Raw genomic sequence first — 25771 nt, forward strand, 5'->3', positions numbered from 1 at the left:
GATGTCTGCTGTTCTTCCGGCTGCACGCCGGAAGGTTTTACGCTTCTCCATCTACGGTTTAGCGATGATGCGTTGCAATTCAAGGGCCAGAGATCGTCAGGCGCCAATTTGTTGCAGAGCGTTTGCCACCGCATTGCGGACTGAATGAGGCGATGGGAAGCTGTCTTACAATTTTCAGTCGGCGAGGACGCGGGTCGACGGAAAACTGATTTCGACCATCGTGCCGCGCCCCGGCGCGGAATCGATGGCGAAGCTTGCGCGGTTTGCCTCGGCCATGGCCTTTGTCAGCGGCAGCCCGAGACCCGTGCCGTCGGTGCGCGCATGTTTGGGCGTGGTGATCTGCTTGTAGGGGCGCAGGGCCTGTTCGACTTCCTGCCGCGTCATGCCGATACCGGTATCGCGCACCCGCAGGAGCACGTCGCCGCTGGGTTCATAACTGGTCGAAACGATCACCTGTCCGCCCGGCCCGGTAAAGCGCACGGCGTTCGACAGGAGGTTGAGGGCAATCTGGGTGATCGACCGCTGATCGGCGACAATGTCGGGCAGGCGCGAGGTAAGGCTGGAGCGGATGATCACCCGCTCGCGGTTCGCCTGTGGCTGCATGATCGCCACCGCCTCGGTGAGGGCGTCGTTCAGCGAAACCGCTTGGAAGTCGAACTCCACCGCACCCGCCTCGATCTTGGAAATGTCGAGGAGATCATTGACCAGCGACAGAACGTGATTGCCGGAACGGCTGATATCGTGGAGATAGTCGCGATAGCGCTCATTGCCGACAGGGCCGAATTTTTCGTCCGCCATCAACTCGGAAAAACCGATGATGGCATTGAGCGGCGTGCGGATTTCATGGCTGATCCGGGCGAGGAATTCGCTCTTCTGGCTGGAGGTGCGCTCCGCCTCGCGCTTGGCGCTGAGCAATTCTTCCTCGGCCTGTTTCCAATGGGTGATGTCCCGCAACACGACGCAAAAGCCTTTTGACGCATCGAGCTTGCCGATGGTCATAAACAGCGGGATGAACCGCCCCTTGCTTTCGCGGCCGATGACCTCGCGGCCGTCATTGAGAACGCTGGCAACCCCGTTGTCCGACAGGCTGCTGACATAGTCCATGGCCGTCCGCTGGCTCTCGATGGCAAAGAGCAGGGAGAACGCCTTGCCTTCCACGTCTTCCGGATTATAGCCAAACAGCGCCGCCGCCGAATGATTGACCGAACGGATGGCACCGGCGGAATCAAGCAAGATAACCCCATCCGTCGCGGTATCCAGAATCGCGTTCAGCTCGTCGATGCGGGTTTGCAGGAGCTGCCGCTCGCTGTCGTCGAACCGCTGTTCCGGCGATTGCAGCACAGGCGGCTGCGCCTCAGGCGACAAAGCCAGCAGCAGGGCGCGTTCGCCGTCCTCGTCCCAGCGCACGGCCTGAAGATGCGCCTGAACGCGCCGGGTCGTGCCGTCGCTCAGACGCAGGTTCACACCATCCGTTGTCTCGCTGTCGGCCTGTTCCGGATTTTCGGCAAAAAGTGCATTCAGGCCGCCTGCCGCGTTGATGTTTTCGTGCGTTTCATAAAGCGTGGCGTCGAGGAGGGCCCTGTTGGCATAGAGAAGAATGCCATGGCGATGGATGAGGACGGGAAGAGGCAGGGCCGCCAGAACAGCGGTATCGACGCCTTGCCGGGCTTGTGTGCGGATATTCTCGGCAAAATCCGTCTGCGGCGCCGGATCGGCCGCAGTTGCCTTTGCCTCTTTGTCTGCCGACACGGTGAAACCGGGGCCGACGACTTCCGCATCGGGAACCGGGGGCACGACCGGAGCGGGCACTGCCAGCTGATCCGATGGCGCTTCGGCGTTTGTTGCGGCAGCCGCAGGGGCGGCTTCCTTCGGGTTGTCGGCCAGAACTTCGCGGCGCAGCCGTTCGGCGATTTCCCTGAAGGCATTGCGTTCCGCATCGTTCAGGCGCCCGTCATCACGCGGAAGACGGTTGGTCTTCAACGGGATGACATTGCCTTCAATTGCTTCTATTCCGGCTTTGTTGCGGGCGGGCTCGGCCGGTGCGGCGGGTGTGATGGCAATGGCGGGTTTTTCGCCATTGAATACATCGACGGGAGCAATGGGCTTGGGCGCGAGCGCCTTGCCAATCGCCTCGGGATCGGTCGTAACATCACCCATGCGGGCAACGCCGAACCCGCGAAAGCCCATGAACACCCGCTCGCGCGAATAGATCGGCAGGGCCGCCAGTTCGATGGGCACACGTAAATCGGTGCCTTCGATCGGCCACAGGACGGAGCGGCCCGACCACGTGTCGCGCCGTTCGAGAAGTTCTGCAATCTCGCCGCCGCTGTCGAGCCCGTAGACGTTCGCGACGTCGCGGAAGGATTTTCCGATGACCGCCGCCGAGTTGGGGCCTACCGCACCGACAAATTCAGGAGATATTTCGTCGAAATGCGCCTCCGCATCCACCTTCCAGACAAAACGGACGGGGTTGTCGGAGTGCCTGTACTGAAAAGGCCCATCCTCGGGCGCCGCGTTCTCCGCCTGTTGCCCCGCTGGTTCAACGGCAGCGGTGCTGCGCGGCGGTTCCGTCGCTTCGACGCCGCTGTCCTGGACATCATGGACAACGGTGATGGGCGGTACTGCGGGCGGTTCGGGCTGCTTGTCCGCGGCTTTTACCGGTTGCTCTGCGCTTGCATTGACGTCGCGGATGGCAAAGAGAAGATGCAGGGCAGGGCTGTCGGTCAGCCGCGCTATGCCGGCCGGCACAAAACCGTTGGCTGTCTGCACCGGGCGCTTCACCAGCCGGTTGCGTTCGAGGCGCACTTCGCGCACCAGATCGCCCAGCATCTTGTCGTTGAAGCCGATGCTGCGGAACTGCTCGGAGGCTGCCAAGACCGTGCCGGCGGCATCGATCATGGCCGCATGGGTGGCGCTGTCTCCGAAGCCCTTGATGGCCAGCGCGGCGATCTCCGTTTCGGATGTCAGTCGAGCCGTATTGGCGACGGACAGCAGGATGGCGGCTTCACCGCGCGGCAGGGTCAGGTCGCTTGCCTGGAATGTCAGGATGCGGCTGGCCAGGCCGAAGGCCACACGCAATGACACCGTGCGGCCATGGCCGATGGCGGGGAAACCGTCGAGCGCCATGAGCTGGCGTCTTGCCTGTACATTGAGCACGGAGCCGGCATCGAGAATATCGTCGATGGTCGCATAGCCAAGCGCATTTGCACCCTGGCCATTCGCCCAGATGACATTCTCCAGATCCGGCGAAATCACCACAAGCGCATCGCCATTGGCAAAATGCTCGCGAATTTCATCCAGAACGGCAATATCGATGAATGGGTAAGTTCCAGACGTCATCGTTTGACCGGTGCACTCCACAATAAAGCATCCGCTGTCTGCGGATTGTCTTAATACTCTGTTAATAATCGTCTGGCGATCAATCGTCCACTCACAGTCCCTCACGTCACACGTCTTTCTCTTGGTTTAGTTAACTTGGAAGACGCTCCACAAAAATATTTGGATGAAAAATCAGACGTTTGATTGTGCGGTGCAAAAGAAATGTTGCAATGCACAATAAATTGGGTTATACACGGGTCATGAATTCACAAGCAGCCGCATAGACCGGCTGCACATGGAAGGAACAGATTATGAGCAAGACCACCAAACAGACTGCTGATGCGTTCTCGATCCCTGCCTTTGATGCGACCGCTGTAACCGATCAGGTTCGCGAATTCACCGAGAAGGGCGTTGCCCAGTCCAAGGAAGCCTATGCCAAGATCAAGGATCAGGCCGAAGCTGCCCAGAAGACACTCGAAAGCACGTTTGAAACTGCACAGTCGAACACTGCTGCTCTCTCCCTCAAGGCTCTGGCTGCGCTGCGCGCCAACACCGAAGCCAGCTTCGCTCATATCGAAGCCCTGATCGGTGTTAAGTCTTTCGGCGAAGTCATCGAACTGCAGAGCGCGTTCGTTCGCAAGCAGGCTGAAGCCCTGACCGACCAGGCCAAGGAATTCCAGACAGTTGCAACCAAGGCTGTTGAAGAAATCTCCGCTCCGGTCAAGTCGGCTGTCGAGAAGGCAATCAAGGACGTCAAGGTCGCCTGATTTAAAGGCCTTTGATGAAAAAATACTCCGGCGGCACTCCTTCCTCCCGGCCGCTGGACAAGCAAGACCCGATAGTTCCTCCCGTATGGGTCTTGCATTAATGGAAAAGGCCGGTTCCTCCCCCGGCCTTTTCTTTTTTGTTGGTTTTTACCTTTCTGTTGCATCGGGTGCTTGCCAAAAGCATCAATCTTACGTATGTGACCCCTGTCGAAAAGAAGACGGTGCGCGGTCGTAGCTCAGTTGGTTAGAGCGCAGGATTGTGGCTCCTGAGGTCGGTGGTTCGAATCCACCCGTCCGTACCACTTCTTCCAAAACCTTCCCAAAATACAAAGCCGGATCAAACCACCCGCACCAGCGGTCCGGTTGCTTTTGCGCACCGCGGCTGATGCCGCGCGCCGGTAATGGCGCTGTTCTCAAGCCCGCACCGGCCGGCCGTTGCATTCAATCCCTGCATGGTAAAAGCATTCATCGTCAATTGATCCCGGCGGGCGTTCATGTCAATGAAAACCATGCGCATATTGCTGGTTGAGGATACGCATGATGTGGGGGAGGCTATCGCCAAGCGTTTCGAGGCGATCGGCCATGCTGTCGATTGGGAAACTGACGGCCGTGCCGCGGCGGAAATCATCGATTTCACTGAATATTCGCTGATCATCCTTGATGTCATGCTGCCGGGCATGGACGGTTTTGAGATTCTCAAGCGCCTGCGCAGATCCGGCAATGCCGTTCCCGTCCTCGTGCTGACGGCGCGTTCCGAGATCGAGGACCGCGTCGGCGCCCTCGATCTGGGGGCGGATGACTATCTCGTCAAGCCCTTCGATTTTCGCGAGCTTGAGGCGCGCGCCCGCGTGCTGATCCGGCGGCGCACCGGCGGCGAGGCGACCAATCTGATCAAATGCGGCGATATCGCCATCGACCGCGGCGCACGGTCCGTCCATGTCGGCAAGCGCGAAGTCCAGTTGAAGCGGCGCGAACTGACATTGCTTGAAGTCATGGCGGCGCGGCCCGGCCGTGTTTTCAGCAAGGACGAACTGCTCGACCAGATCTTCGGGTTCGACGAGGCCGCCAATGCCAATGCCATCGAGCTCTATGTCGGCCGGTTGCGCAAGAAACTGGAAGGCGCGCAGGCGCGCATCGTGACGGTGCGCGGGCTGGGCTATCAACTGGTGGCCGGCGATGCAGCATGAGCCGTCCCTCTTTGCCCGTCTGGCCCGGCGTATTTCGCTGGTTCTGGGTATCGGTGCGGCGATTCTTGTCAGCGCGGCCTGGTATTACGCGGAAACGGCGGCCGACAAGGCCTATGACCGGCTGCTTGTCGGCGCTGCCCTGCAGATGGCCGAGAGTCTTTCCGTCGAAAGAGGCGCGCTCAGCGCCCGTTTGCCCACATCGGCATTCGAATTGCTCGGTCTTGCCGAACGCGACCGGATTTTCTACCGCGTCATCGATACCAACGGCAAAACCGTGACCGGCTATGACGATCTGCAAAGCCCGGCGCCACCGGATGGCGCGCGCGATGCCGTCAGCATCAGCGAAGGTATCTACAAGGGCGAGGCGGTGCGCATAGCCCGCGCCACCCGCGTGCTGGCCGACCCCTCGGTGACGGGACATGCCTATGTCGTCGTGGCGCAGACCAACGAGGCGCGCTCCGCCCTGACGCGGGAACTGACGCTGCGTGCCACCATCCTTGTCGTCGTCATGAGCTTTCTCGCCTTTGCCGGTGCCATGCTGGCCATCCGCTATGCCTTGCAGCCCGTGGAGCGATTGGGGGCGGCCGTGCGCCGCCGTGACCCGCATGACCTGACGCCCGTCTCGGTCGGCGTTCCGCGCGAGCTTGATCCGTTTGTCAGTTCCATCAATCATTTCATGGGCCGCCTGAATGAACGCGTCGACCTGCTGCAGCGGTTCATCGCCGATGCCGCCCACCAGATCCGGACACCGCTGACGGCCCTGTCCGCGCAGATCGATCTTCTCGGGCATGACAAGCTGGACAAGACCGGACGGCAGCATTTCGAGCGGGTACAGCAGCGCACCGGCGAGCTGGCGCGCCTGACCAACCAGTTGCTCAGCCACGCCATGGTCATCCACCGCGCCGATTCCATCCAGCTTGAGCCGATCAGCCTCGTCGATGTGGCCCGCCGTGCTTACCGCGCCGCCATTCCCATTACCGTGGACCCCGATATCGTCATCTCGTTCGAAGCGCCCGATGACCGCCCCTTTGTTCTTGGCGATGCGGTCAGCCTGCGCGAGGCTATCGTCAATGTCATCGACAATGCCCTGCGGCACGGGACGGATCAGCGGCTTGAGGTGCGGGTGCGCTCCGATGCGCTCGACGCCTATGTCGAGGTCGAGGATGACGGCCCCGGCATTCCGCCGGAGGGTTGGGAAAAAGCCACCCAGCGTTTCGCGACATCGAAATCGCACGAAGGCAGTTCTGGCCTCGGCTTCGCCATTGCCCAGGAAGTCGTCAATGCCCATGGCGGCACGCTAGGTTTTCGCGCACGGGACGAGAAGAGCTTCACGGTTATCCTGACATTGCCGTTGCACAAGGGGCCCGCGAAATGATGAAACGTTTCACGGCTACGATGATTGCCACGATCCTTGCCCTGACATCGCAGGTTCTGGCGGCAACGGACAATCATACACGGTTTCCGGCGCTCCAGACGGAAACCGGCAAGCTGACGATCTATTCAACCACCGATCTGGCTGCCATGAAGCCGCTGATCGACGATTTTCAGCGCACCGCACCGGGCATATCGATTGATTACATTGAGTATCTCACCAATGAACTGCATGCGCTGGCCAGTGAGGCCTGCCGCAAGGACGAGCCGCTCGGAGACCTGCTTCTGTCGTCGTCAGTGGATCAGTTGCTGAAATTGGCCAATGACGGCTGTGCCGCATCGCACACATCGCCGGAAACGCAGCGCGTGGCCGATTGGGCCAACTGGCGCGACGAGGTTTTTGGTTTCACCTACGAACCGGCCGTCTTCGTCTACAACACCCGCAAGGTCCCGCCGGCCGAGGTGCCCCGCACCCACGTGGAACTCGCCGACCTCCTGCGCGAACGTCTTGACTATTATCGCGGCCGCGTCGGCACCTACGACATCCGCCTGTCCGGCGTTGGCTATTTGCTGGCCTTCAATGACGCGCGGCAGACGAACACCGTCTTCGGCCGCTTGCTGGAAAGCATGGCACGCGCTTCTGCGGTGGCGCGATGCTGCACCGGCGAAATTCTCGAGGAGGTGGCGAGCGGCCGCCTCTATATCGGCTACAACATGCTGGGTTCCTATGCCTATGACGTGGCGCGAAGGCATCCGGACCTCAGGGTTGTCGTGCCGCGGGACTATACGCTGGTGCTCAGCCGCGGAGCGCTCATTCCCAAATCCGCAGAGCGCAGCGACCTTGGCGCGCAATTCCTTGATTATCTCCTGTCGGAGCGCGGCCAGTCGATTGCGCGGAGCAACGCCTTCTATTTTTCCGAAACGGGCAGCCTGCCGCCGGATGTCGACGGGCCACAGAACCTGAAGGAATCGGGAATTGCCCAGCCCATCCGCATCGGGCCGGGGCTGCTGGCAGTGCAGGATTGGGCGCAGAGACAGCGCTTCATCGAGGATTGGTCGCGCTCATTGATCGAGCTCAACAGCCCGGAATGGACACGGGAATAAGCTAGAAAAGCGAGCCTTGGTCCGTGCCGGGCGCGGCAGGCTTCTTTGCCGGAGCCGGGCGTTCCGGCTTTGGCCGCATCGGATTGGCTTCACCTTCCCCGGACACGGCTTGAACCTCGCCATCCTGGAAGCGCAGCGTCAGATGATCGCCGCTGGCAATGGCAGCGGCGCGTTTTACAGGAGCGCCCGCCGTGTCGAGCACGATGGCAAAACCGCGCTCGAGTACGCTCTCATGCGAAAGGGTTTTCATCAGCCGTTCGAGTTCGCTGCCGCGTCGCCTTGCCCGGTCCAGCGTGATGCCGATGGCCTGATCCTGCCGCCGTTCCAGCTGGGTCAGCGATTGGCGCCCTCGCACGGCAAGGCGGGCAATCGGTTCAGGCGACAGACGCTGGGTATGACGGGCAAAGACGGCACGCCGGTCACGCAGGAAGACGCTCAGGCTGCGCGGCAGGCGGTCGCCGAAAACGGTGACTTCCCGCTGCTTTTCGCGGAACCGCTGCTGCAGCACACGCGGTGACAATTGCCGGGCGCGGCCATCGAAATGCGCACGCTTTTTCTGGGTGTTCGCCTGCAGGGCGCGGCCGAGCCGGGCGGCGGTTTCGTCGAAATGCCGCCGGGGCAGGGCAAGCAGCTGGTCGGCGGAGGGCAGGGCGCGCGACAGGGCGCGCTGGGCCTGACGGCGATTGTCGAGGTAACGCGACATGCCCGCCGCCAGCCGCGCGCCATAGGTGGCGACGCTTGCCTGCAGGTCGGCCCGCACGGGTACCGCCATCTCGGCGGCGCCGGTCGGGGTCGGCGCGCGGACGTCGGCGGCAAGATCGATCAGCGTCCAATCCGTTTCGTGCCCGACGGCTGAAATGACAGGAATATCGGAGGCCGCAACGGCGCGCACGACGATTTCGTCATTGAAACCCCAGAGATCTTCCAGGCTGCCGCCGCCACGCGCCACGATGAGAACATCGGGCCGGGGCAAGGCGCCGCCCGGCTGCAGGGTATTAAAACCGTTGACGGCGGCGGCCACTTCCGCGCCGGAGGTTTCGCCCTGCACGCGCACCGGCCAGACCAGCACGTGCAGCGGAAAGCGGTCGGTAATGCGGTGAATGATATCGCGGATAACCGCACCCGTGGGCGAGGTGACCACGCCGATGACGCGCGGCATGAAGGGCAGCAATTGCTTGGCGGCCGGATCGAACAGACCTTCGGCACCGAGCTTGCGCTTGCGTTCCTCCAGAAGCGCCATCAAAGCCCCGGCACCGGCCGGTTCCATCTGCTCGATGGCGATCTGGTATTTCGACGAGCCGGGATAGGTGGTCAGCTTGCCCGTCGCGATGACTTCCATGCCCTCTTCGGGCTGGAATTTCAGCCGGCTCATGCTGCCGCGCCAGACGACAGCCTCGATACGGGCCTTGTCGTCCTTCAGGGAAAAATAGGCATGGCCCGAGGAATGGGGGCCGCGATAACCGGAAATTTCGCCGCGCACGCGCACATGGCCGAACGTGTCCTCAACAGTGCGCTTTAGCGCTCCCGAGATTTCGGATACGGAATATTCGGCAACGTTGGACGTCGATTCGGACTTTTCGGTCATTCCCTATTCCTAACGGGGTGATGTATGGCGTCAAGTCTTGGAGGCCTGTGTTGCAGGGCCGGGGGATGAAAAGGGGAATGCTCATGACGCAACGTCTCAGTCTGCGCCATTATCTGATGATCGGCGCTGCGATGATCGCTCTGACCGCCATCATCCTGCTGTGGATGGGCCGCAATCCCATCTGCACCTGCGGAACCGTCAAGCTCTGGGTGGGCGAAGTCAACTCGTCCGACAATTCCCAGCACATTTCCGACTGGTATTCCCTGTCGCACATCATCCACGGCTTTTTGTTCTACGGCCTTTTGTGGCTGGTTGCGCGCAGCAAGCCGGTGGGCTTCCGCCTGCTCCTTGCCATCGTGGTGGAAGCAGCGTGGGAGATTTTCGAGAACACCGACATGGTCATCAATCGCTACCGCGAGGCGACCATTGCGCTCGGTTATACCGGGGACAGCGTGCTGAATTCGGTGTGCGATATCCTGTTCATGGTGATCGGCTTTTTCTTTGCCTCCCGCGCGCCGCTCTGGCTGACGATCATCATCGCCATCGTCTTCGAATTGCTTGCGGGATATGTCATTCGTGACAATCTCACCCTCAATGTCTTGATGCTGGTCTATCCGCTCGATGCCATCAAGGCGTGGCAGGGCGGGCTGTAACCGCCTACCAGCCCGGAACCAGCTCTGTGGAGCGCACCTGCCGCAGGCGCTGGTTGACCTGGTTCGGCGCGGCCGCCGGCGCCATGCTGACCGGGGTTGGCATCGACAGGTTGTCGAGGCTTTCGACGATATGCTGCGCGAGCGCATCCACGATGGCGGAGGGCTTGGTGTGGCCGCGCATGATGCCGATGCCGAATTCCGGCAGGCGGCCAAAGCCGTCGGCTTCGGTGAGCACACGCATGCCGGGGCGCAGGGCGCATTCCGGCAGGATCGAGACCGCAAGGCCGGCAAGCACCGCTGCTGCCAGGACCGTCGCCGACCAGCTGGTGAACAGGATGCGATAGTCGTGATGCATGGTGTCGAGCACGTCGATTGCGGCGGCGCGCCAGATGCAGGTGGGGCGGCCAACGGCAAGCGGCAGCACCCTCTCCTCATGCACCGTATGGTGCGCCGAGGTGACCCAGAGCAATTGCTCGCTTCGCACCACTTCCGAACGGCGCATGTCGTCGCACTGGGTGACCAGCGCCAGATCGAGCTGCCCTTTGCGGATCATCTCGTCGAGATTGACCGTGGGTTCGCACACCACCGAAAGTTCGACACGCGGGTTGGAGCGGGAAAAGCGCGCCATGATTTCCGGCAGGAAGCGGTCGGCATAGTCGTCGGGCGTGCCGATGCGGATATGGCCCTGCAGCTGCGTATCGTCAAAGGCGGCGATGGTTTCACCGTTGAGCTGCATCATGCGCCGTGCATAGGCCAGCAGACGCTCGCCGTCTTCGGTCAGCTTGTTGGTGCGGCCATCGCGCTCAAACAGGGCCTTGGAAACCCGCTCTTCCAGCCGGCGCATCTGCATGGAGACCGCTGACTGTGTCTTGTTGACCGCATCAGCCGCTCTGGTGAAGCTGCCGCTGTCGGCAATGGCGATAAATGTCTGCAATTGGTCAAGATCAAGAGGCGCACTCATGGCTTTGCTCCCGGACGGTTCAATCCATCATTATTATTGAACGTTTACATGAAAAACATTCGTTTGAATAATCAATTTTTGTGGATCATTCTACGGATGTTCAGGAGACGCCTGTGTTGAAACGATACCGGGCGTAATGCGTAGAAAATGGTTTCCACGTGATTCAACCCTTCTTGATCAGCGCCATTCAAAAAAGGAGTAGGGCGATGACGACGACAACGAGAACGACTGAAGTAAATGGATTTGTGCCCGCGATCGCTTTCGCGCTGGCCCAGGCCGCTGGCTTTGTCACCCGAATGATCGTCGCCCGCCGCAATCGCAAAACGATTTTGAGCCTCGGGGAGTGGAATGATCAAATGCTGCATGACATCGGTGTCACGCGCGGTGATCTGCATTCAGCCCTTGGCACGTCGCTGCTTGAAGATCCGAGCGAAAAACTGGGTGCATTGGCCGATGTACGGGCCCGTTTGCGCGCAGCACGCTCGATCAGCTGAGCATCGATTTTGACGGTTTAGCAGGCGTCCCATTCACACCGGAATCCCCTCCCGGTGCCCCGCCTGCCCACTGCCCGGCCTTCTGGCCGGGCTTTTTCTTTATGGGGCAAGCTATTTGTTGCGATCCATGCCGCGCAGATACTGGTCGAAAATCGATTCGACGCCCTTCTGATACTGCTCATTGGTTTTCCGGCCCGTTTCAAACATCTGGTCGAGGACATCCTTGAACGGATTGTTGGCAGCGGGCGGCTGGTCCGGCTGCCGGGGCTGAGGCTCCGGTGCCGTGCGCTGTTGCGCGCCGCCGCCGAGCATATCGCCGAAGATTTTGCCGAGGGGATTGTCGCCGAACGGGTTCTGCGCGTTTCCCGCCGGCTGCTGTCCTTGCGGCGTGGCGCCGGGAAACCCGCCGCGCGTCATCTGTTCGAGGATTTGGCCAAGCGGATTGTTGCCCCACGGATTGGCCTGACCCTGCGGCTGCTGTGGCGCTCCGGCAGCGCCGCCGCCGAGCATGCTTTCCAGAATCTGGCCCCAGGGGTTGGCGGCGCCCGGCTGGTTGGGAGCGGTCTGGCCGCCGATGCCACCGCTTTGCCGCATCATCTGCTCGATGAAATCGCCAATGACATTGCCGCCGCCGAGCCCGGCCGCTGCAAACTGGCCCGTCGACTGCTTGTAGAGCCCGCCCATCGTCATGGATGCGAGCACGGGCAGCATCTGCTGCAGCGTGCTGACGGCGATACCGGTCATCCGCGCGGCATGATCGGCGACGGCGCGTGACAACTCCTTCGAGCCGAACAGATTGTTCAAAATGGCATTGCCGTCGGCAATGCCTGCCGGATTGAAGGCCGCCTGCGGATTATCAAAATAATTGACGTGCTGGCCCGACGACAGCGACTGGATGAAGGCGCCGACACCCATGGGATCGGCGGTATTGCGCTGCAAGCCCTGCGAAAAGGCGGGCATCAATGCCTCAATGGCGGCGATTGTCTGTTGTTGCGAGAGCTGAAACTGGCGGGACAATGCCTCCACGGCCTGCCCACCCTGTCCCTTCAGGAACATGTCTACGAGATTCATGGCGCCGATCCTCCTTCGGGCTGATGCACGAGGGAAGAGTAGCCCTGCCGACAAGCAAAGTTCAATCTTTTTATCGGCTTAGAGCGCGTGGTTCGACAGGCTCACCACGAGGGGGAGTGGTTTGATGCAACACCAATCGCGAAGGTTGCAGAATAAGGCTCCCTGCAATCCTCATCCTCCCTCATGGTGAGCCTGTCGAACCACGCCCGGCGCAGATGCAGTCAGGTCGGTTCAGGGATATGAATCCGGCCATTAAACCTTAAAAATACTGCGCCAGATTCTTGCGGATACGTTCCAGCGGATCGACGGCGGGATCGCCGGGCGTGAATGTTGCACCGGTAATCGTTTCATAGGCCTGGATATAGACCTTGGTCGTCGCGTCGATCATATCCTGCGGGATCTCGGGGATATCGTCCTTGTAGGGATCGCAGCGCTCGACCACCCAGGTGCGGATGAAGTCCTTGTCGAAACTGACTGGACGCTTGCCCGGCGCATAGCTGTCGGCAAACCAGTAGCGGCTGGAATCCGATGTGTGGATTTCGTCAGCCAGCACGATGTTGCCATCCGCATCCGTGCCGAATTCGTACTTGGTATCGGCCAGGATGAGGCCGCGGCTGGCAGCGATTTCCTGTCCGCGCGCGAAAAGCTTGAACGCATAGGCGGAAATCGTATCCCACTGCTCCTGCGTCAGCAGCTTCTGCTCAAGTATTTCCTTGGCGGTCAGCGGTTCGTCGTGGCCGCCATCGAACGCCTTGGATGTCGGCGTGATGATCGGGGCTGGAAGCTTTTCATTGTCCTGCAGGCCATCGGGGAAGGTCGTGCCATACATCTTCCGCTTGCCGGCCTTGTAGAGCGTCAGGATCGATGTGCCGGTGGTTCCGGCGAGATAGCCGCGCACGATGATTTCGACCGGCAGGATATTAAGGCGGCGGGCAACCACGACGTTCGGGTCGGGATAGTCGAGCACATGGTTGGGACAGATATCCTTGGTCTGCTCGAACTGGTAACGCGCGGTCTGCGTCAGCACTTCGCCCTTCAGCGGAATGCAGGCAAGAATCCGGTCAAATGCGCTGATGCGGTCCGTGGCGATAATGATGCGCCGTCCATCCGCCAGATCATAATTCTCCCGGACCTTGCCGCGGTAATAGTTCGGCAGTTCGGGAATGAAGGCTTCAGTAAGCGCTTTGTGTGTGGGCATGGTGTGAAGAATCCGCGTCAGACAATCTGGCTTCCGCATAACACATAAGTCGGGGAACGGGAGTCAAATTCTGAGTTAGCGCCCGCCGGTGACATCGAGAAGCGCCCCGGTCACATAGGACGCGGCATCGCTGAGCAGCCAGACGATGGATTCGCCGACTTCGTCAGCCGTGCCCGGCCGCCCGAGTGGTGCCGTCACGCCGAGGCGCTGGGCCCGGTCGGGCTGGCCGCCGCTGGCGTGGATGTCGGTTTCGATCAGACCGGGGCGGACGGCATTGACGCGGATGCCTTCGGGGCCGACTTCCTTGGAAAGGCCGATGGTCAGCGTATCCATTGCGCCTTTTGAACCGGCGTAGTCGACATATTCCGACGGCCCGCCAAGACGGGCGGCGGCGGATGACAGGATGACGATTGATCCACCTTTGCCGCCGCGAGACCGCGCCATGCGCCGGACACCCTCGCGGGCGCAGACATAGGCGCCGAGAATGTTCACATCGAACATGCGCTTGAGACGTTCGGTATCGATATCCATCAGCTTGGATGCGGGCGCTACGATACCGGCATTGACGACAAGGCCGTCGAGCGGGCCGAGTTCCTCGGTCTGCTTGAACATGGCGATGACGTCGGCCTCGTTGGCGACGTCACCCTGTATGGCCTTGGCCTTGCCGCCCGCCGCGACAATCGCCGCCACTACATCGTCCGCTGCCGCCCTGTTGCCGATGTAATTGACGCCGACCGACCATCCCTTTTTGCCAGCAAGAATGGCCGCCGCGCGGCCAATGCCACGGCTCGCGCCTGTTATCAGGATGGTCTTGCTCATCGCATGTCTCCCAAAGGGTGGAATTAGTAGGCATATTCCAGAAAAGCGGGTTCAACCGAGCCGCCCCAGACCGTGTTGTACTGGCTGAGCATCTGCTCGGCGGAGGTCGTGCCGCGTGCGACAACTTCCTCCAGCGAGGCGAGATAATGCGTCTCGTCAAAGCCTTCGCTGTTCAGCAGCGCGCGGTTTTTCAAGCCGAGGCGCGAAATCGCCAGCACGTCGCGGGAAATGTCGTGCACCGAGCGGTTGCGCAGCGTGGCGCGCAGGCCTTTTGCCGGCACCTCGTCGCGCAGGGCCTGCACTTCCGGGTAGGTCCAGTCGCGGGTGAGGGCTTCCGCGGCATCCAGTGCCTCGGCGTCGTAGAGAATGCCGACCCAGAATGCCGGCAGCGCGCAGATACGCCGCCACGGGCCGCCATCGGCGCCGCGCATTTCAAGGAAGCGCTTCAGCCGCACTTCCGGGAACAGCGTTGAAAGGTGGTTCGTCCAGTCGCCCATATTGGGCGTGGCATCCGGAATGGTATCCTTCAGCGCGCCGTTCATGAACTGGCGGAAGGTCACATGCGTGCAGTCGTGGTAACGGCCATGGCGCAGGACAAAATACATGGGCACGTCGAGCGCCCATTCCACGTAATCGGCAAAGCCGAAATTTTCATTGAAGATGAACGGCAGCACACCGGAGCGGTTGTTGTCCGTATCGCGCCAGATATTGGAGCGCCAGGACAACAGGCCGTTCGGCTTGCCCTCGGTGAACGGCGACATGGCGAACAGCGCCGTGGCGATGGATTGCAGTTTCACCGAAACCTGCATCTTGCGGCGCATGTCGGTTTCCGAGGCGAAGTCGAGATTCACCTGGATGGTACAGGTGCGGTACATCATGTTCAGCCCGTCCTTGCCGACCTTCGGCATATAGTTGGACATGATGTTGTAGCGGGATTTCGGCATGCGCGGCGTTTCGGCCAGGGTCCATTTCGGGCTGCCGCCGAGACCCAGGAAGCGGATGCCGAGCGGTTCGGCTATCTCGCGCACCTGCGCCAGATGCGCATTGGTTTCGCGGCAGGTCTGGTGGATGGTGGAGAGCGGTGCGCCTGACAGTTCGAACTGGCCGCCCGGTTCCAGGGAGATCGCGCCCTGTCCGGTCGGCTCGACCAGGCCGATGATATTGCCTTCGTCAATGATCGGTTCCCAGCCCAGCTTCGACTGCATGCCTTCAAGGATGGCGCGGATGCCGCGCGGACCGTCATAGGGAACCGGACTGTTGTCTTCGGTGTAGAACGGGAATTTCTCATGCTCCGTGCCGATGCGCCATGCCGATTGTGGCTTGGAGCCCTGGGCGAGGTAGGTCGCCAGTTCTTCCGTACCGGAAAGGGGCGTCTCGTCTGTTGTATCGCGCGCCATGGATGGTGCTTCCCCACTAGAATGTTCGAACTTGCGGCGTGATTGGCTGTTTTCGGAAACGAGCGCAAGCAAATTTCGCTGATGCACTCATCAAGAGAATTTGTAACTCACCAATCGCCGATCGTCGCCTGAATAAGCGCGAGTGCGGCAACGGCGGCAGTGTCGGCGCGCAGGATACGTTGACCCAGCGGAATGGCGGTGACGAACGGCAGCTTGCGCAGGGTTTCGCGCTCCGCACCCGAGAACCCGCCTTCCGGCCCGATGAGAACGCCGAGCGGCCCGCGCGGCAGACTTTGTAGCAGCGGCAGCGGGTTATGGGTATCATGACCTTCGTCGCAGAAGATCAGGCGCCGGTCCGGATCCCAGCCATCCAGCAGTTTCTCGAGCCTGACCGGCTCGCGCGTTTCCGGGATGGCCAGAACGCCGCATTGCTCTGCCGCTTCGATCGCGTTGGCCTCGATCCGATCCACGCCGATTCTGGCGACCTGCGTGTGCTGGGTAATCACCGGTTGCAAAATGCCAGCACCCATTTCGACGGCCTTTTGCACGAGGTAGTCGAGCCGTCCCTGTTTGAGCGGGGCAAAGCAGTAGATGAGATCGGGTGATTCCGGCTGCTCCCGCGTCAATTCGAGCGGCTCCAGCGCCAGCTTCTTCCTGCTTTCAAAGCGCAGAGCAGCGCGCCACTCGCCATCCCGACCGTTGAAAACGAGGATTTCATCGCCATCCTTCATCCGCAGCACATTGGCGAGATAGTTGACGGCTTCCGCCGGGGCGTCCGCCCGCCTGCCGGCCGCCAGATCCGCGGTAATATAAAGCCGTTGCATTCTGTAATTTGCGCGCATGGGAGATGGATGCCAGAGAGGGGATGGGGCGGTCAAGCAGGCGATGTCAGCCGAGAGGCGGCAGGCGCCGTTTCACCGGCGAGGATTTGACGATGGAGGTGTTGGTTTCGGCCTTTTCCGCCAGCCGGTCGAGCAGCGTATCCAGCTGTTCCATGGTGCGGAAATGCAGCTTGCCGACAAAGCAATCGTCGCCCGTCACCTTGTCGCATTCGGTGATTTCAGGCATCTCCTGGATCAGCCGCTCGACAATATGCAGCATGCCGGGCAGGGGCCTGACCCGCACGATGGCTGTCAGATTATAGCCGAGCGCCGCCGGGTCGATATCGACGGTGAAGGCGCGGATCACCTTCTTTTCCTCGAGCCGCCGCAACCTCTCGGACACGCTGGGAGACGAGAGCCCGACTTTCTGGCTCAGTTCCTTCAGCGAGATTCGCGCATCTTCGATCAGGATACCGAGGATGGTCTTGTCCATTTCATCGAGCATAGCAACCTCGTAAGGCAGATCAGACGTTTTGCCTGCATTAAGCAGGTCGAGCGAACTTTACGCCTTTTTCCATATATATCAAATTGCCATTGCTCCGAATAGTCTCGTGGTGCGAGACGAAAGGACAGGTGGCATGGAACGGGATATGGCGAGAGGCAGCGTGGAAATGACCGCTGCGATGATGATTTCGGGTACGATCGGCTGGTTTGTGCTGATGTCCGGTCAGCCGGTCTTATCCGTGGTGTTCTGGCGCTGCGCCTTTGGTGCACTGACATTGCTCGGCGTTTGCGCCGCACTCGGTCTGCTGCGTCCGAATGTTATTTCTTTGAAACTGTTCGGCCTTGCTGTTCTTGGCGGCATCGCCATTGTCCTCAACTGGGTTCTGCTCTTTGCCGCCTATTCCCGTGCGTCCATTGCCATTGCGACGACGGTCTACAACGTGCAGCCGTTCATGCTTGTCGTGTTGGGCGCCCTGATCTTCAAGGAGAAGCTGACATTTACCAAGCTGTTCTGGCTGGCGGTCGCATTTGCCGGCATGCTGCTGATCGTTCAGGCCAAGCCCGGCGGCGGTTACACGGGCACGAACTACATGGCCGGTATCGGCCTGTCGCTGGGTGCAGCCTTCCTCTACGCCATCGCATCCATCGTGGCCAAGCGGCTGAAGGGCACGCCGCCGCATCTGATTGCGCTGATTCAGGTCTGTGTTGGCATCGTGCTGATGGCGCCGCTTGCCGATTTCAGTGTCATGCCGAAAGGCGCAGCCGAATGGGGCAGCATCGTCACGATCGGCGTCGTTCATACGGGATTGATGTACATTCTGCTCTATAGCGCCATCCAGAAGCTGCCGACCCATCTCACGGGATCGCTGTCCTTCATCTATCCCATCGCTGCCATTCTGGTTGACTATTTTGCCTTCGGGCATCAGCTGCAACCGATACAGTTCCTGGGTTCCGCAGCCATTCTCGTCGCAGCGGCTGGCACCAGCCTTGGATGGAAGCTGGGCCGGTCGGTGCCGGCAAGCGTCAAAATCTGATCGCGGACACCACTTGATTGCCATGCCACATTTGTTCTATATGCCACTAAAGAGCATATTATGTCTGACGGATATAGAGCAGGAACATGGAACTCCGCGCACTGAAACGCAGCGAGATCGAACAGGTCTGGACCATCGATCGCCGCGAGATCATTGAAAACCTTTATACGCTGCGGGGCGGCAAGCTCGTCCTGCATGCGGAATATTTTGATGTTCCCGGCTGGGAAGAAGGCGAGGCGGAGAAATACACGCCCCTGCTACAGGAAAGTTTCGATCGTGGTGGAAAATTCTTCGGCTTTTTCGACGGCGATACACTGGCCGGCGTTGGGGCCGTGGATACCATCTGGCGTGGCCCCGGGAAGGATCTCCTGCAGTTGAGTTTCCTTCATGTCGGCAATGACTATCGCGGCCGGCGCCTGGGTATGCAGCTCTTTGAACATTGCAAGGATGTTGCCAGGGAAATGGGCGCCAGGGGGCTGTGCGTTTCTGCAATACCATCCGAAAATACGGTCAATTTTTACCGGCGTCTCGGGTGTGTCGTATCGGAAGCGCCAGACGCGGATCTGGCGGCCGTGGAGCCGGATGACATCCAATTGGAATGCATTTTCAAATAGAATAATGCATATTTGTTATATTCCCAGAACGACCGGGATATAACCGGAGGCCAAAGCCCGCACCGTCGAGGGCGGTGTCAGCAGGCTGATATCCTTTGTGGGCGGCGGACAGGCCGCATAGCCATCCCACGACCAGAGATAGGTCTGGCCCCGATGCACCAGATAGGCATTGTCGCCGGAGGCGATCATGCTGCCATCCGGCAGCTCCAGGATCGCCGTTGCAAGCGGGTGGTGTTTCTTGCCGCCGTTCGCCTCGAGGCGCTCCCCGTGCAGCACGCGATCCATTTCCGGTGCCGATGGTTTGGCCGCGCCATCGGCCCATGCCGCCTGAAAAGCCTTCGCCCGTTGCCGCTGGCAATAGAAGCATGGGCGGTGTCCGGCGCTGAGCGCCGTCGCTTCATCGAGGAAGAACAGTTCGGTCCAGCTTTGCCGGGCCATGACGGCACGCCGGACGCTCCTGAATTGGCAGACGCAGATGATCCATGCTCTCGTCGACCAGCGCCGTTTCAGCAGGGAGCGCGTTGACGGGTCGTGGATGATGCCGCGATTGCCCATGAAGGTCCCGCGCTGGGGAACGGCGGTGATATCGCCGAAGGGTGTGACACGGTTTTGCAGGGGCATTTGATGGCTTCCGGCTGTGAGGGGTCCATGCTATCGCAGGATCATCGTCAATGCGATCATCAGGCAGGTAGAATGCGCGTTCTTGTCGTACAGAATTATCAGAATACCGGATTGGGACTGGTTGGACAGGCCTTGGCGGAGGCCGGTGCACAGATTGATCTGGTGCAGGCCCATACCGGTGAACCGCTGCCTGCCGATGATGCCGGTTACGACGCACTGATCTCGCTCGGCGGCGATCAGAATGCCCTTGCCGATGACCTGTTTCCCTATCTTCCCGCGCTTGCCAGGCTGATCCGCCGCTTTGGCGATGCGGACAAGGCGGTGCTTGGCATCTGCCTGGGCAGCCAGCTTGTCGCACGCGGCTACGATGCCGAAAACATTCTCGGACGCCCGCAGGAATTCGGCTGGCATGCCGTCACGGCGACGGCCGAAGCGGCAGCCGATCCCGTGTTGTCCGCTGTTCCCCACACCTTTCCGATCTTCCATTGGCACAGGGATACATTTTCCCTGCCGGAAGGCGCCGTACATCTCGCCTCGAGCGCGATGACCCGCAATCAGGCCTTCCGCATCGGGCGGGCGGTGTACGGCATCCAGTTCCACTTCGAGGCGGACACTGCACTGGTCGAGGAATGGCGGCATGTTTTTCACGACGAGATCATGAGGGACAACCCGGCCTGGCTTGAAAACTATCCGGCGCGGGTCGCGGAAAGTGGCGCTGCCGCCGATGCCGCGGGTCTTGCTTTGGCGCGCGCCTGGGTCGCGCTGATCTAGCGGCGGGCGATTCAGTTGCATCTGTGCAACAGGCAAAATTTGAATCAAATTGCCCCGTCGGTATTCATGGGGAGCGTGGCTTTCGTTCACTTGCTGGAAAGAATTGTGCGCTGTAGTTGCCGGGCCGGTTAGCTGGCATGAAGCCAGGCCGTAGAGACTGATGGAAACGCCCGAATGACTATGAAAAGTGCCGCCCTTTTGACCGCAATGATGCTTGCATCGATCCTTTTCATGGGCGCCGAACTGGTATCGGTTGATGCCGGAGGCCGCACCGTATCGAGCGACGGCTACGGAATCAGCTCCGCTTCGCGTTAAGACTTGTTCTAGACAATCGCTTCCAGAAAAGACTTGCCTTCAGCGTCGATCTTGATGGCGCTGAGGCGCCCGCTGGCATAGGCGCCGGTATCGAGATTGACCCGGTTCTGCCGCACTTCCACATCGCTGGCCGGTGTATGGCCATGCACGACAACCTTGGAATGCAACCGGGGATCATCGAGAAATTCCCAGCGAATCCAGATCAGATCTTCGGGATTTTGCCGGTCGAGATCAACGCCGGGCCTGATGCCGGCGTGACAGAAGAAAAAATCGCCCAGTGTCATCGAGCGCCGCAAGCCGCGCAGAAACTCCACATGGGTTGCCGGCACGGCGCGCAGCAGGGCGGAGCGTCCTGCCGATACCGAGACCGGATCGTCAAAATCGATCGTCACGCCATAGGAGCGCGCCGTCTGCCGGCCGCCATGCCGGGCGAAGATTCCATTGATGTCGCCGGTGGCCAGAAAATCCAGAAATCCGATATCGTGATTGCCCGCCAGCGTCAGCATGCGGTGATTCTTCCTCTGGGCATTGACCAGATAGTCCAGCACCCCCCTGGAATCCGGCCCCCGATCCACATAGTCGCCAAGATGCACCGCCACCCAGTCGAACGGCGGCGACTTGGCGTTTTCAGCCAGAATGCGCCGGTGCATCTCCTGCAGCAGATCGAGGCGGCCATGCACGTCGCCGATGGCATAAACCCGCAGGCGGTCGGGACCGCGCGCATGCTTGAAGTCGACTGTCTTCATGGGCGGTCCAGCTCCCTCTGCCTGCGCCGCAGCCGCGACGTTTCCTGCCAGGCATTGCTGCGTGCCGCGTCCTTTTGTGCCTGCTCGATAAAGTCGATGTGCCTGTGCACGGCAGCCCGCGCCCCCTCGGGGTCTGACGCCATGATGGCATCGGCGATGGATGTGTGCTGTTGCAGCAGCTTTTCCCGGGCGCCGGGAAAACCGTAGATGATCGTACGATTGTAGAACACATCGTCGGCGAGCAGCCGGTAGCACGACCGCAGCGTGTGCAGCAGAATGATGTTGTGGGCGCATTCGCCGATGGTGCTGTGCAGTTCGACATCCAGCTCGGCTTCCCTTTTGAAGTCATCGGTCTCGTAGGCGCGCTGCATTGCGTCAACGATCCCGCGCAAAAGCAGGCGGTCATCATCCGTTGCCCGGCGGGCGGCATAGTCCGCTGCGATGCTTTCAATCTCCCGGCGGTATTCGAGATAGTCCGCCGCGGCCTTCGGATGGCTCGAGATCAGGTCCATGACGGGCTTGGAAAAGACCTCGCCGATGACATCGGCAACGAACGTTCCGCCGCCGTGGCGGACGACAAGCAATCCCTTGGCCTCCAGCACTTTGAATGCGCTGCGCAGGATGGGGCGGGAGACATCGAATTGTACGGCAAGGTCCCGTTCGCCGGGCAAACGGTCGCCCACGCGCAGAACACCCTCAAGGATCAATGTTTCGATCTGGCTGACGATGTCGTCGGCCGTTCGGGAAGAATGGATGCGGGCAAAGACCGGGCTGCTCATGTTGAAAGTCGTCCGCAGGAGTGATGTGTCGTGCCAGCGTATCGGCAAATCACGAAACTGGTCAATTCTTTGATCCAGTGGGCAAGCGTCGCATAGCCGCAGCCTTCCGGCGTAAAGGAGCATTGAAAGGGCCGGCCATTGCGTTCACCATCTTGTGAACAGTCTATACCAAGGGGCCGATATGAAGGGGAAAAGACTGAAAACCGCAGCGGCGTTTTCAAACTCCGCCACGAGTCCGGGTGTGATGGGCTTTCCGGGGCATGCGGAGCGTTCCGTGGCGCTGGGAGAAGTGCATGCGCGGCCCTATCCATTGATCGATACGCCGCGCATTCTTATCCAGCTTGCATTCATGACCGAGGGTGGGTCCACCGTCGATCATGCGGTTCTGGCGGAACTCAGCCGCAGCATAGGTGTAGCCTCTCCGGCGCGCGATGCCCGTCACCACATCATGCCCTGGGGCAATGGCACGCTGCGCTGGGAGCGGCACACGGAATTCTCGACCTATCTGTGGGAAGGTCCGCTGCCGCGCACCGGCCAGGCTGCACAGCATCCCTTCGGAGAGGGCTTCAATCCGCCCGGCACGGTGATCGACGGTGTGCGGCTGGAGATCATCCGCAAGGACGCCGGCGCCGCGGCTTTGATCGAGGCATTCGATCCGACAAGCCTCTGCTACAGCGATGTCGAGAACGGGCTTGCCTCCATCGTGACGGATTTCCGGCAGGATGGCGACGGGATGACCCGCATTCTCATCCTCGACAACGGCCTGTCGCCCGCCCGCGCCGGCGCCTTGTCGCAGCGTGTGATCGAAATCGAGACCTACCGTACCCTTGCCATGCTCGGCCTGCCGCTGGCGCATTCCCTGTCGCCGCGCATTCGTCGCATCGAAGACCGCCTGGCGGGCCTGACGACGGAAATGCGCGCGCCGGATGCCGACAATCACAAACTGTTGGACGAGTTGACATCGCTTGCGGCGGAACTCGAAGCCGATGCGGCCTCGAGCCTCTACCGGTTCGGGGCGAGCCGGGCTTACAATGGCATCGTGCTGGAACGGCTGGCCGCGCTGCAGGAAGAGCCGGTGACCGGTTATGAAACTTGGGCGGCGTTCATCCAGCGGCGCATGGCACCGGCCATGCGCACATGCCATTCCGTCAGCGGACGGCAGGAAAACCTGTCGGAAAAGCTGTCGCGCGCCGCCACGCTGCTGCGCACGTCGGTGGACGTGGAACTGGAACGGCAGAATCGCGATCTCTTGAGCTCGATGGACCGGCGCGCGCAACTGCAATTGCGCCTGCAACGGACGGTGGAAGGCCTGTCGGTGGCCGCGATTTCCTACTATGTCGTTGGTCTGTTCTATTATCTTGCCAAGGGTGCCGAGGCCTATATGCCGGAACTGCACTCGTCGGTTGTCACCGCGGCGTTCGTTCCCATAGCGATCCTCGCCATGTGGTTCGTGGTGAAATCGATCCGCAGATCGCACAAGGATGAATGATCAGACCCGGTCCCACGGCGCCACGGGGCCGTAAAGGCCCGCGAGATAGTCGATGAACACCCGCACCTTTGCCGGGAGAAACTGCCGCGAGGGATAAATCGCATAAATCGCGATATTATGCGAGGCGGCATAGTCGGTCAGCACGCGCACCAGCTGGCCGGCGGCAAGTTCCGGCCCGATATCCCAGGTGGAGCGCAGGGCTATGCCAAGCCCGCCAAGCACCGCGGCGCGCACCACCTCACTGGAATTGGTCAGGATCGGCCCGGTCGGGCGCAGGGATACGCTGCCATCCGGTCCGTTCAACCGCCAGGGGTCGCCGTTGTGGGCGGCCAGGCAGATGTGGTTGTCGAGATCGGCTATGGAGCGCGGGGCTCCGTGTTCTGCGATATAGCGCGGAGAGGCGACAAGATACCGTTGCACCGGCGCGAGCTTGCGCGCCACCAGGCTGGAATCGGACAGTTCGGCAATGCGGATGGCAAGATCATAGCCTTCCCCGACGATATCGACGAATTCATCCGTCAGCACGAGATTGATGGACAGATCGGGATTGGCCCGCATGAAGGGTTCGAGATGCGGCGCAATATGCATGCGCCCGAACGTGGTGGGCGCCGAGACTTTCAGCAGGCCATGTGCCTGTTCGGAACGGCGCGATACGAAAGCTTCCGCTTCCTCGACGCCCGACAGGATCGCCAGGACCCGCTCGTAATAGCCTTGCCCGGTTTCGGTCAGGGCAATTTGCCGGGTGGTGCGCTGCAGGAGGCGCGTGCCCAGCCGTTCCTCAAGCCGCCGCAGCCGCTTGGAAATGACGGCGGGCGATACGCCGAGCTCCCGTCCTGCCGCCGACATGCTGCCGGATGAAACCACGCGCGCAAAAATTTCCATGTCGTTCAGATGATCCATCGGCGCACTCTTTCCGCGGGATCAGTACAAGGTCAAGCCCCTGAAGGGCCTGCCGCCCGGCGATAGGCGATGGCGCGCAGCAACAGAATGCAGGGAATGTACAGCATCGCGCCGGAAATCCAGACAAAGCCGCTCCAGTCGGTCCGGGTGGCCGTGTAGATCGCGGTAAACGCCACCGGCCCGATGATGCCGGTCAGGCTTGTCGCGCTTGCGAGGATGCCCTGGACTTCGCCGAGCCTGGTTTCATCCGCCTGCCGCGTGATGATCGACTGGAGCGCGGGGCTGGCAATGCCGCCCATGGACAGGAAGACAAGGATGGGCAGGACCATCCAGCTCTGGCTGGCAAAGCCCATCAGCACATAGCCGATGCCGTCCATGCCCATTCCAAGGATCAGCGTGCGCCTTTCGCCGAGTTTTTTAGTGATGGGACCGGTAAGCAGCCCCTGGACGAGCGCGTGGCACAGGCCGAATGCGGCCAGTGAAAGACCCACGGCCGAAACGCTCCAGGTGAACCGGTCCTGCGTGTAGATGATCCACAGCGCTGCAGGCACCTGACCGACGAGCTGCATCAGCGTGAACACTGTGACGAGCGGTGTCAGGCTCTTGATGCCGGTCGCCCAGCGGAAACCACCCAGCGGATTGAAGTTTTGGACCGCAAGCGGCGTTTTAACACCTTTGCTGGTTTCCGGCAGGCAGAAGAGCGCGAGCAGGAAGTTGACGCCGTTGAGCGCCATGGCCAGCAGAAACGGGTAGTGGATGCCGAATCCTCCTGCAATGCCGCCGAGCAGGGGACCGGCGATGAAACCGAGGCCGAAACAGGCGCCGATCATGCCGAAGCGCTGCGCGCGGCCGTCTTCCGGGGTGATATCCGCGACGGCAGCGCTTGCGACGGACATGGTTGCGCCGGTGACCCCCGAAATGATGCGGCCGATATAGAGCAGCGGCAGCACCATGGCCGACGCCATGACCAGATAATCCAGCGTCGCCCCGGCCAGGGAGACAAGGATCACCGGCCGCCGGCCGAAGCGGTCGCTCAATGCGCCGAGCAGTGGCGCGCATAGAAACTGCATCAGCGCATAGAGAGCGAGGAGAATGCCGTAATGCGCGGCAACGTTGTCCGCATGCGTCAGCCCCGTCAGCAATTCCGGCAGGACGGGCATGATCACGCCCACGCCGACAGCATCAAGGGTAACAGTCGTCAGAATCACGATCAGGGATTTGTCGAAAGTCATGGATAACTCTTATTTATCAT

The 25771-nt window shown here is 60.8% G+C and carries 25 protein-coding genes and 1 tRNA gene; 12 read left to right on the plus strand and 14 right to left on the minus strand.

All coding sequences use genetic code 11. From position 1 onward, the window contains the following. Positions 1-174 precede the first annotated feature (174 nt). Complete coding sequence (locus AC1Q5O_RS00095; RefSeq protein WP_492561510.1) at positions 175-3339, minus strand: histidine kinase dimerization/phospho-acceptor domain-containing protein; 3165 nt, start codon at positions 3337-3339, stop codon at positions 175-177. A 290-nt stretch (positions 3340-3629) separates the two neighbouring features. On the opposite strand from AC1Q5O_RS00095, the gene AC1Q5O_RS00100 reads away from it, so the two are divergent. The 5 genes from AC1Q5O_RS00100 to AC1Q5O_RS00120 all read left to right on the plus strand — a co-directional run bounded on the left by AC1Q5O_RS00100 (position 3630) and on the right by AC1Q5O_RS00120 (position 7747). Further along, positions 3630-4085 carry a phasin gene (locus AC1Q5O_RS00100; RefSeq protein WP_105736338.1) on the plus strand — a complete coding sequence of 152 codons (456 nt, stop codon included), beginning with the start codon at positions 3630-3632 and terminating at the stop codon, positions 4083-4085. A gap of 225 nt (positions 4086-4310) precedes the next feature. Next, positions 4311-4387: transfer RNA gene (locus tag AC1Q5O_RS00105), tRNA-His, on the plus strand. 207 nt (positions 4388-4594) lie between these two features. Further along, entirely contained in the window at positions 4595-5272 is a 678-nt protein-coding gene (locus AC1Q5O_RS00110) for a response regulator transcription factor (RefSeq protein WP_223612394.1), read from the plus strand. Next, positions 5262-6647, plus strand: a complete 1386-nt coding sequence (locus AC1Q5O_RS00115) for a sensor histidine kinase (RefSeq protein WP_492561511.1) — start codon at positions 5262-5264, stop codon at positions 6645-6647. Before AC1Q5O_RS00110 ends, AC1Q5O_RS00115 begins: the two co-directional genes overlap by 11 nt. Then, on the plus strand, positions 6644-7747 hold the full coding sequence (locus tag AC1Q5O_RS00120) for an ABC transporter substrate-binding protein (protein ID WP_492561512.1): 1104 nt from the start codon (positions 6644-6646) through the stop codon (positions 7745-7747). Before AC1Q5O_RS00115 ends, AC1Q5O_RS00120 begins: the two co-directional genes overlap by 4 nt. A 1-nt stretch (position 7748) precedes the next feature. On the opposite strand, the gene xseA is transcribed toward AC1Q5O_RS00120, so the two are convergent. After that, a complete protein-coding gene (xseA, locus tag AC1Q5O_RS00125; RefSeq protein WP_492561513.1) occupies positions 7749-9332 on the minus strand; it encodes an exodeoxyribonuclease VII large subunit in 1584 nt (527 codons plus the stop codon). Between the two features lie 83 nt (positions 9333-9415). Between xseA and AC1Q5O_RS00130 the strand changes: the two genes are divergently transcribed. Beyond that, positions 9416-9985, plus strand: a complete 570-nt coding sequence (locus AC1Q5O_RS00130; RefSeq protein ID WP_472461740.1) for a DUF2585 domain-containing protein — start codon at positions 9416-9418, stop codon at positions 9983-9985. A gap of 4 nt (positions 9986-9989) precedes the next feature. On the opposite strand, the gene AC1Q5O_RS00135 is transcribed toward AC1Q5O_RS00130, so the two are convergent. Beyond that, a complete protein-coding gene (locus AC1Q5O_RS00135; protein WP_492561514.1) occupies positions 9990-10946 on the minus strand; it encodes a LysR substrate-binding domain-containing protein in 957 nt (318 codons plus the stop codon). Positions 10947-11152: 206 nt separating this feature from the next. Here AC1Q5O_RS00135 and AC1Q5O_RS00140 point away from each other — a divergent pair, with 206 nt between their 5' ends. After that, positions 11153-11440, plus strand: a complete 288-nt coding sequence (locus AC1Q5O_RS00140) for a DUF1127 domain-containing protein (RefSeq protein WP_158531265.1) — start codon at positions 11153-11155, stop codon at positions 11438-11440. A gap of 111 nt (positions 11441-11551) precedes the next feature. Here AC1Q5O_RS00140 and AC1Q5O_RS00145 read toward each other — a convergent pair whose 3' ends face one another. From AC1Q5O_RS00145 to AC1Q5O_RS00170, 6 genes are all read right to left on the minus strand, one after another. Then, positions 11552-12511, minus strand: a complete 960-nt coding sequence (locus AC1Q5O_RS00145; RefSeq protein ID WP_464662781.1) for a DUF937 domain-containing protein — start codon at positions 12509-12511, stop codon at positions 11552-11554. Between the two features lie 259 nt (positions 12512-12770). After that, positions 12771-13709, minus strand: coding sequence for a phosphoribosylaminoimidazolesuccinocarboxamide synthase (locus AC1Q5O_RS00150; RefSeq protein ID WP_492561515.1), 939 nt, complete (start codon positions 13707-13709; stop codon positions 12771-12773). Positions 13710-13784: 75 nt separating this feature from the next. Next, positions 13785-14528, minus strand: coding sequence for an SDR family oxidoreductase (locus AC1Q5O_RS00155; protein WP_492561516.1), 744 nt, complete (start codon positions 14526-14528; stop codon positions 13785-13787). Between the two features lie 23 nt (positions 14529-14551). After that, positions 14552-15925, minus strand: a complete 1374-nt coding sequence (locus AC1Q5O_RS00160; RefSeq protein ID WP_105736318.1) for a glutamate--cysteine ligase — start codon at positions 15923-15925, stop codon at positions 14552-14554. Positions 15926-16032: 107 nt separating this feature from the next. Then, positions 16033-16767, minus strand: a complete 735-nt coding sequence (locus AC1Q5O_RS00165; RefSeq protein ID WP_492561517.1) for a 16S rRNA (uracil(1498)-N(3))-methyltransferase — start codon at positions 16765-16767, stop codon at positions 16033-16035. Between the two features lie 46 nt (positions 16768-16813). Beyond that, positions 16814-17251, minus strand: coding sequence for an Lrp/AsnC family transcriptional regulator (locus tag AC1Q5O_RS00170; RefSeq protein ID WP_223611716.1), 438 nt, complete (start codon positions 17249-17251; stop codon positions 16814-16816). A 133-nt stretch (positions 17252-17384) separates the two neighbouring features. Here AC1Q5O_RS00170 and AC1Q5O_RS00175 point away from each other — a divergent pair, with 133 nt between their 5' ends. Beyond that, complete coding sequence (locus AC1Q5O_RS00175; RefSeq protein ID WP_223611714.1) at positions 17385-18284, plus strand: DMT family transporter; 900 nt, start codon at positions 17385-17387, stop codon at positions 18282-18284. Between the two features lie 86 nt (positions 18285-18370). Next, positions 18371-18898 carry a GNAT family N-acetyltransferase gene (locus AC1Q5O_RS00180; RefSeq protein WP_492561518.1) on the plus strand — a complete coding sequence of 176 codons (528 nt, stop codon included), beginning with the start codon at positions 18371-18373 and terminating at the stop codon, positions 18896-18898. A 15-nt stretch (positions 18899-18913) separates the two neighbouring features. Here AC1Q5O_RS00180 and AC1Q5O_RS00185 read toward each other — a convergent pair whose 3' ends face one another. After that, a complete protein-coding gene (locus AC1Q5O_RS00185; RefSeq protein WP_492561519.1) occupies positions 18914-19519 on the minus strand; it encodes a hypothetical protein in 606 nt (201 codons plus the stop codon). Positions 19520-19591: 72 nt separating this feature from the next. Between AC1Q5O_RS00185 and AC1Q5O_RS00190 the strand changes: the two genes are divergently transcribed. After that, positions 19592-20290 (plus strand): type 1 glutamine amidotransferase, encoded by a 699-nt coding sequence (locus tag AC1Q5O_RS00190; RefSeq protein ID WP_492561520.1) that lies wholly within the window; start codon positions 19592-19594, stop codon positions 20288-20290. A gap of 174 nt (positions 20291-20464) precedes the next feature. Next, positions 20465-20605: a hypothetical protein gene (locus AC1Q5O_RS00195; protein WP_165401767.1), complete on the plus strand. Its 141-nt coding sequence runs from the start codon at positions 20465-20467 to the stop codon at positions 20603-20605. 8 nt (positions 20606-20613) lie between these two features. Here the strand turns inward: AC1Q5O_RS00195 and AC1Q5O_RS00200 are convergent, their stop codons facing one another. Both AC1Q5O_RS00200 and AC1Q5O_RS00205 read right to left on the minus strand, forming a co-directional pair. Further along, the gene (locus tag AC1Q5O_RS00200) at positions 20614-21351 is read right to left on the minus strand and encodes a metallophosphoesterase (protein ID WP_492561521.1); all 738 of its coding nucleotides are present in this window, start codon (positions 21349-21351) and stop codon (positions 20614-20616) included. Further along, positions 21348-22130: an FCD domain-containing protein gene (locus tag AC1Q5O_RS00205; protein ID WP_288192005.1), complete on the minus strand. Its 783-nt coding sequence runs from the start codon at positions 22128-22130 to the stop codon at positions 21348-21350. Before AC1Q5O_RS00205 ends, AC1Q5O_RS00200 begins: the two co-directional genes overlap by 4 nt. 181 nt (positions 22131-22311) lie before the next feature. On the opposite strand from AC1Q5O_RS00205, the gene AC1Q5O_RS00210 reads away from it, so the two are divergent. After that, positions 22312-23619: a DUF3422 family protein gene (locus tag AC1Q5O_RS00210; protein ID WP_472461728.1), complete on the plus strand. Its 1308-nt coding sequence runs from the start codon at positions 22312-22314 to the stop codon at positions 23617-23619. On the opposite strand, the gene AC1Q5O_RS00215 is transcribed toward AC1Q5O_RS00210, so the two are convergent. Together AC1Q5O_RS00215 and tet are read right to left on the minus strand one after the other, a co-directional pair. Next, on the minus strand, positions 23620-24519 hold the full coding sequence (locus tag AC1Q5O_RS00215) for a LysR family transcriptional regulator (RefSeq protein WP_223611704.1): 900 nt from the start codon (positions 24517-24519) through the stop codon (positions 23620-23622). Positions 24520-24551: 32 nt separating this feature from the next. Beyond that, positions 24552-25751, minus strand: coding sequence for a Tet(A)/Tet(B)/Tet(C) family tetracycline efflux MFS transporter (gene tet / locus AC1Q5O_RS00220; protein ID WP_492561522.1), 1200 nt, complete (start codon positions 25749-25751; stop codon positions 24552-24554). Positions 25752-25771: the final 20 nt, after the last annotated feature.

This window comes from Phyllobacterium sp. MT110, assembly GCF_058792715.1.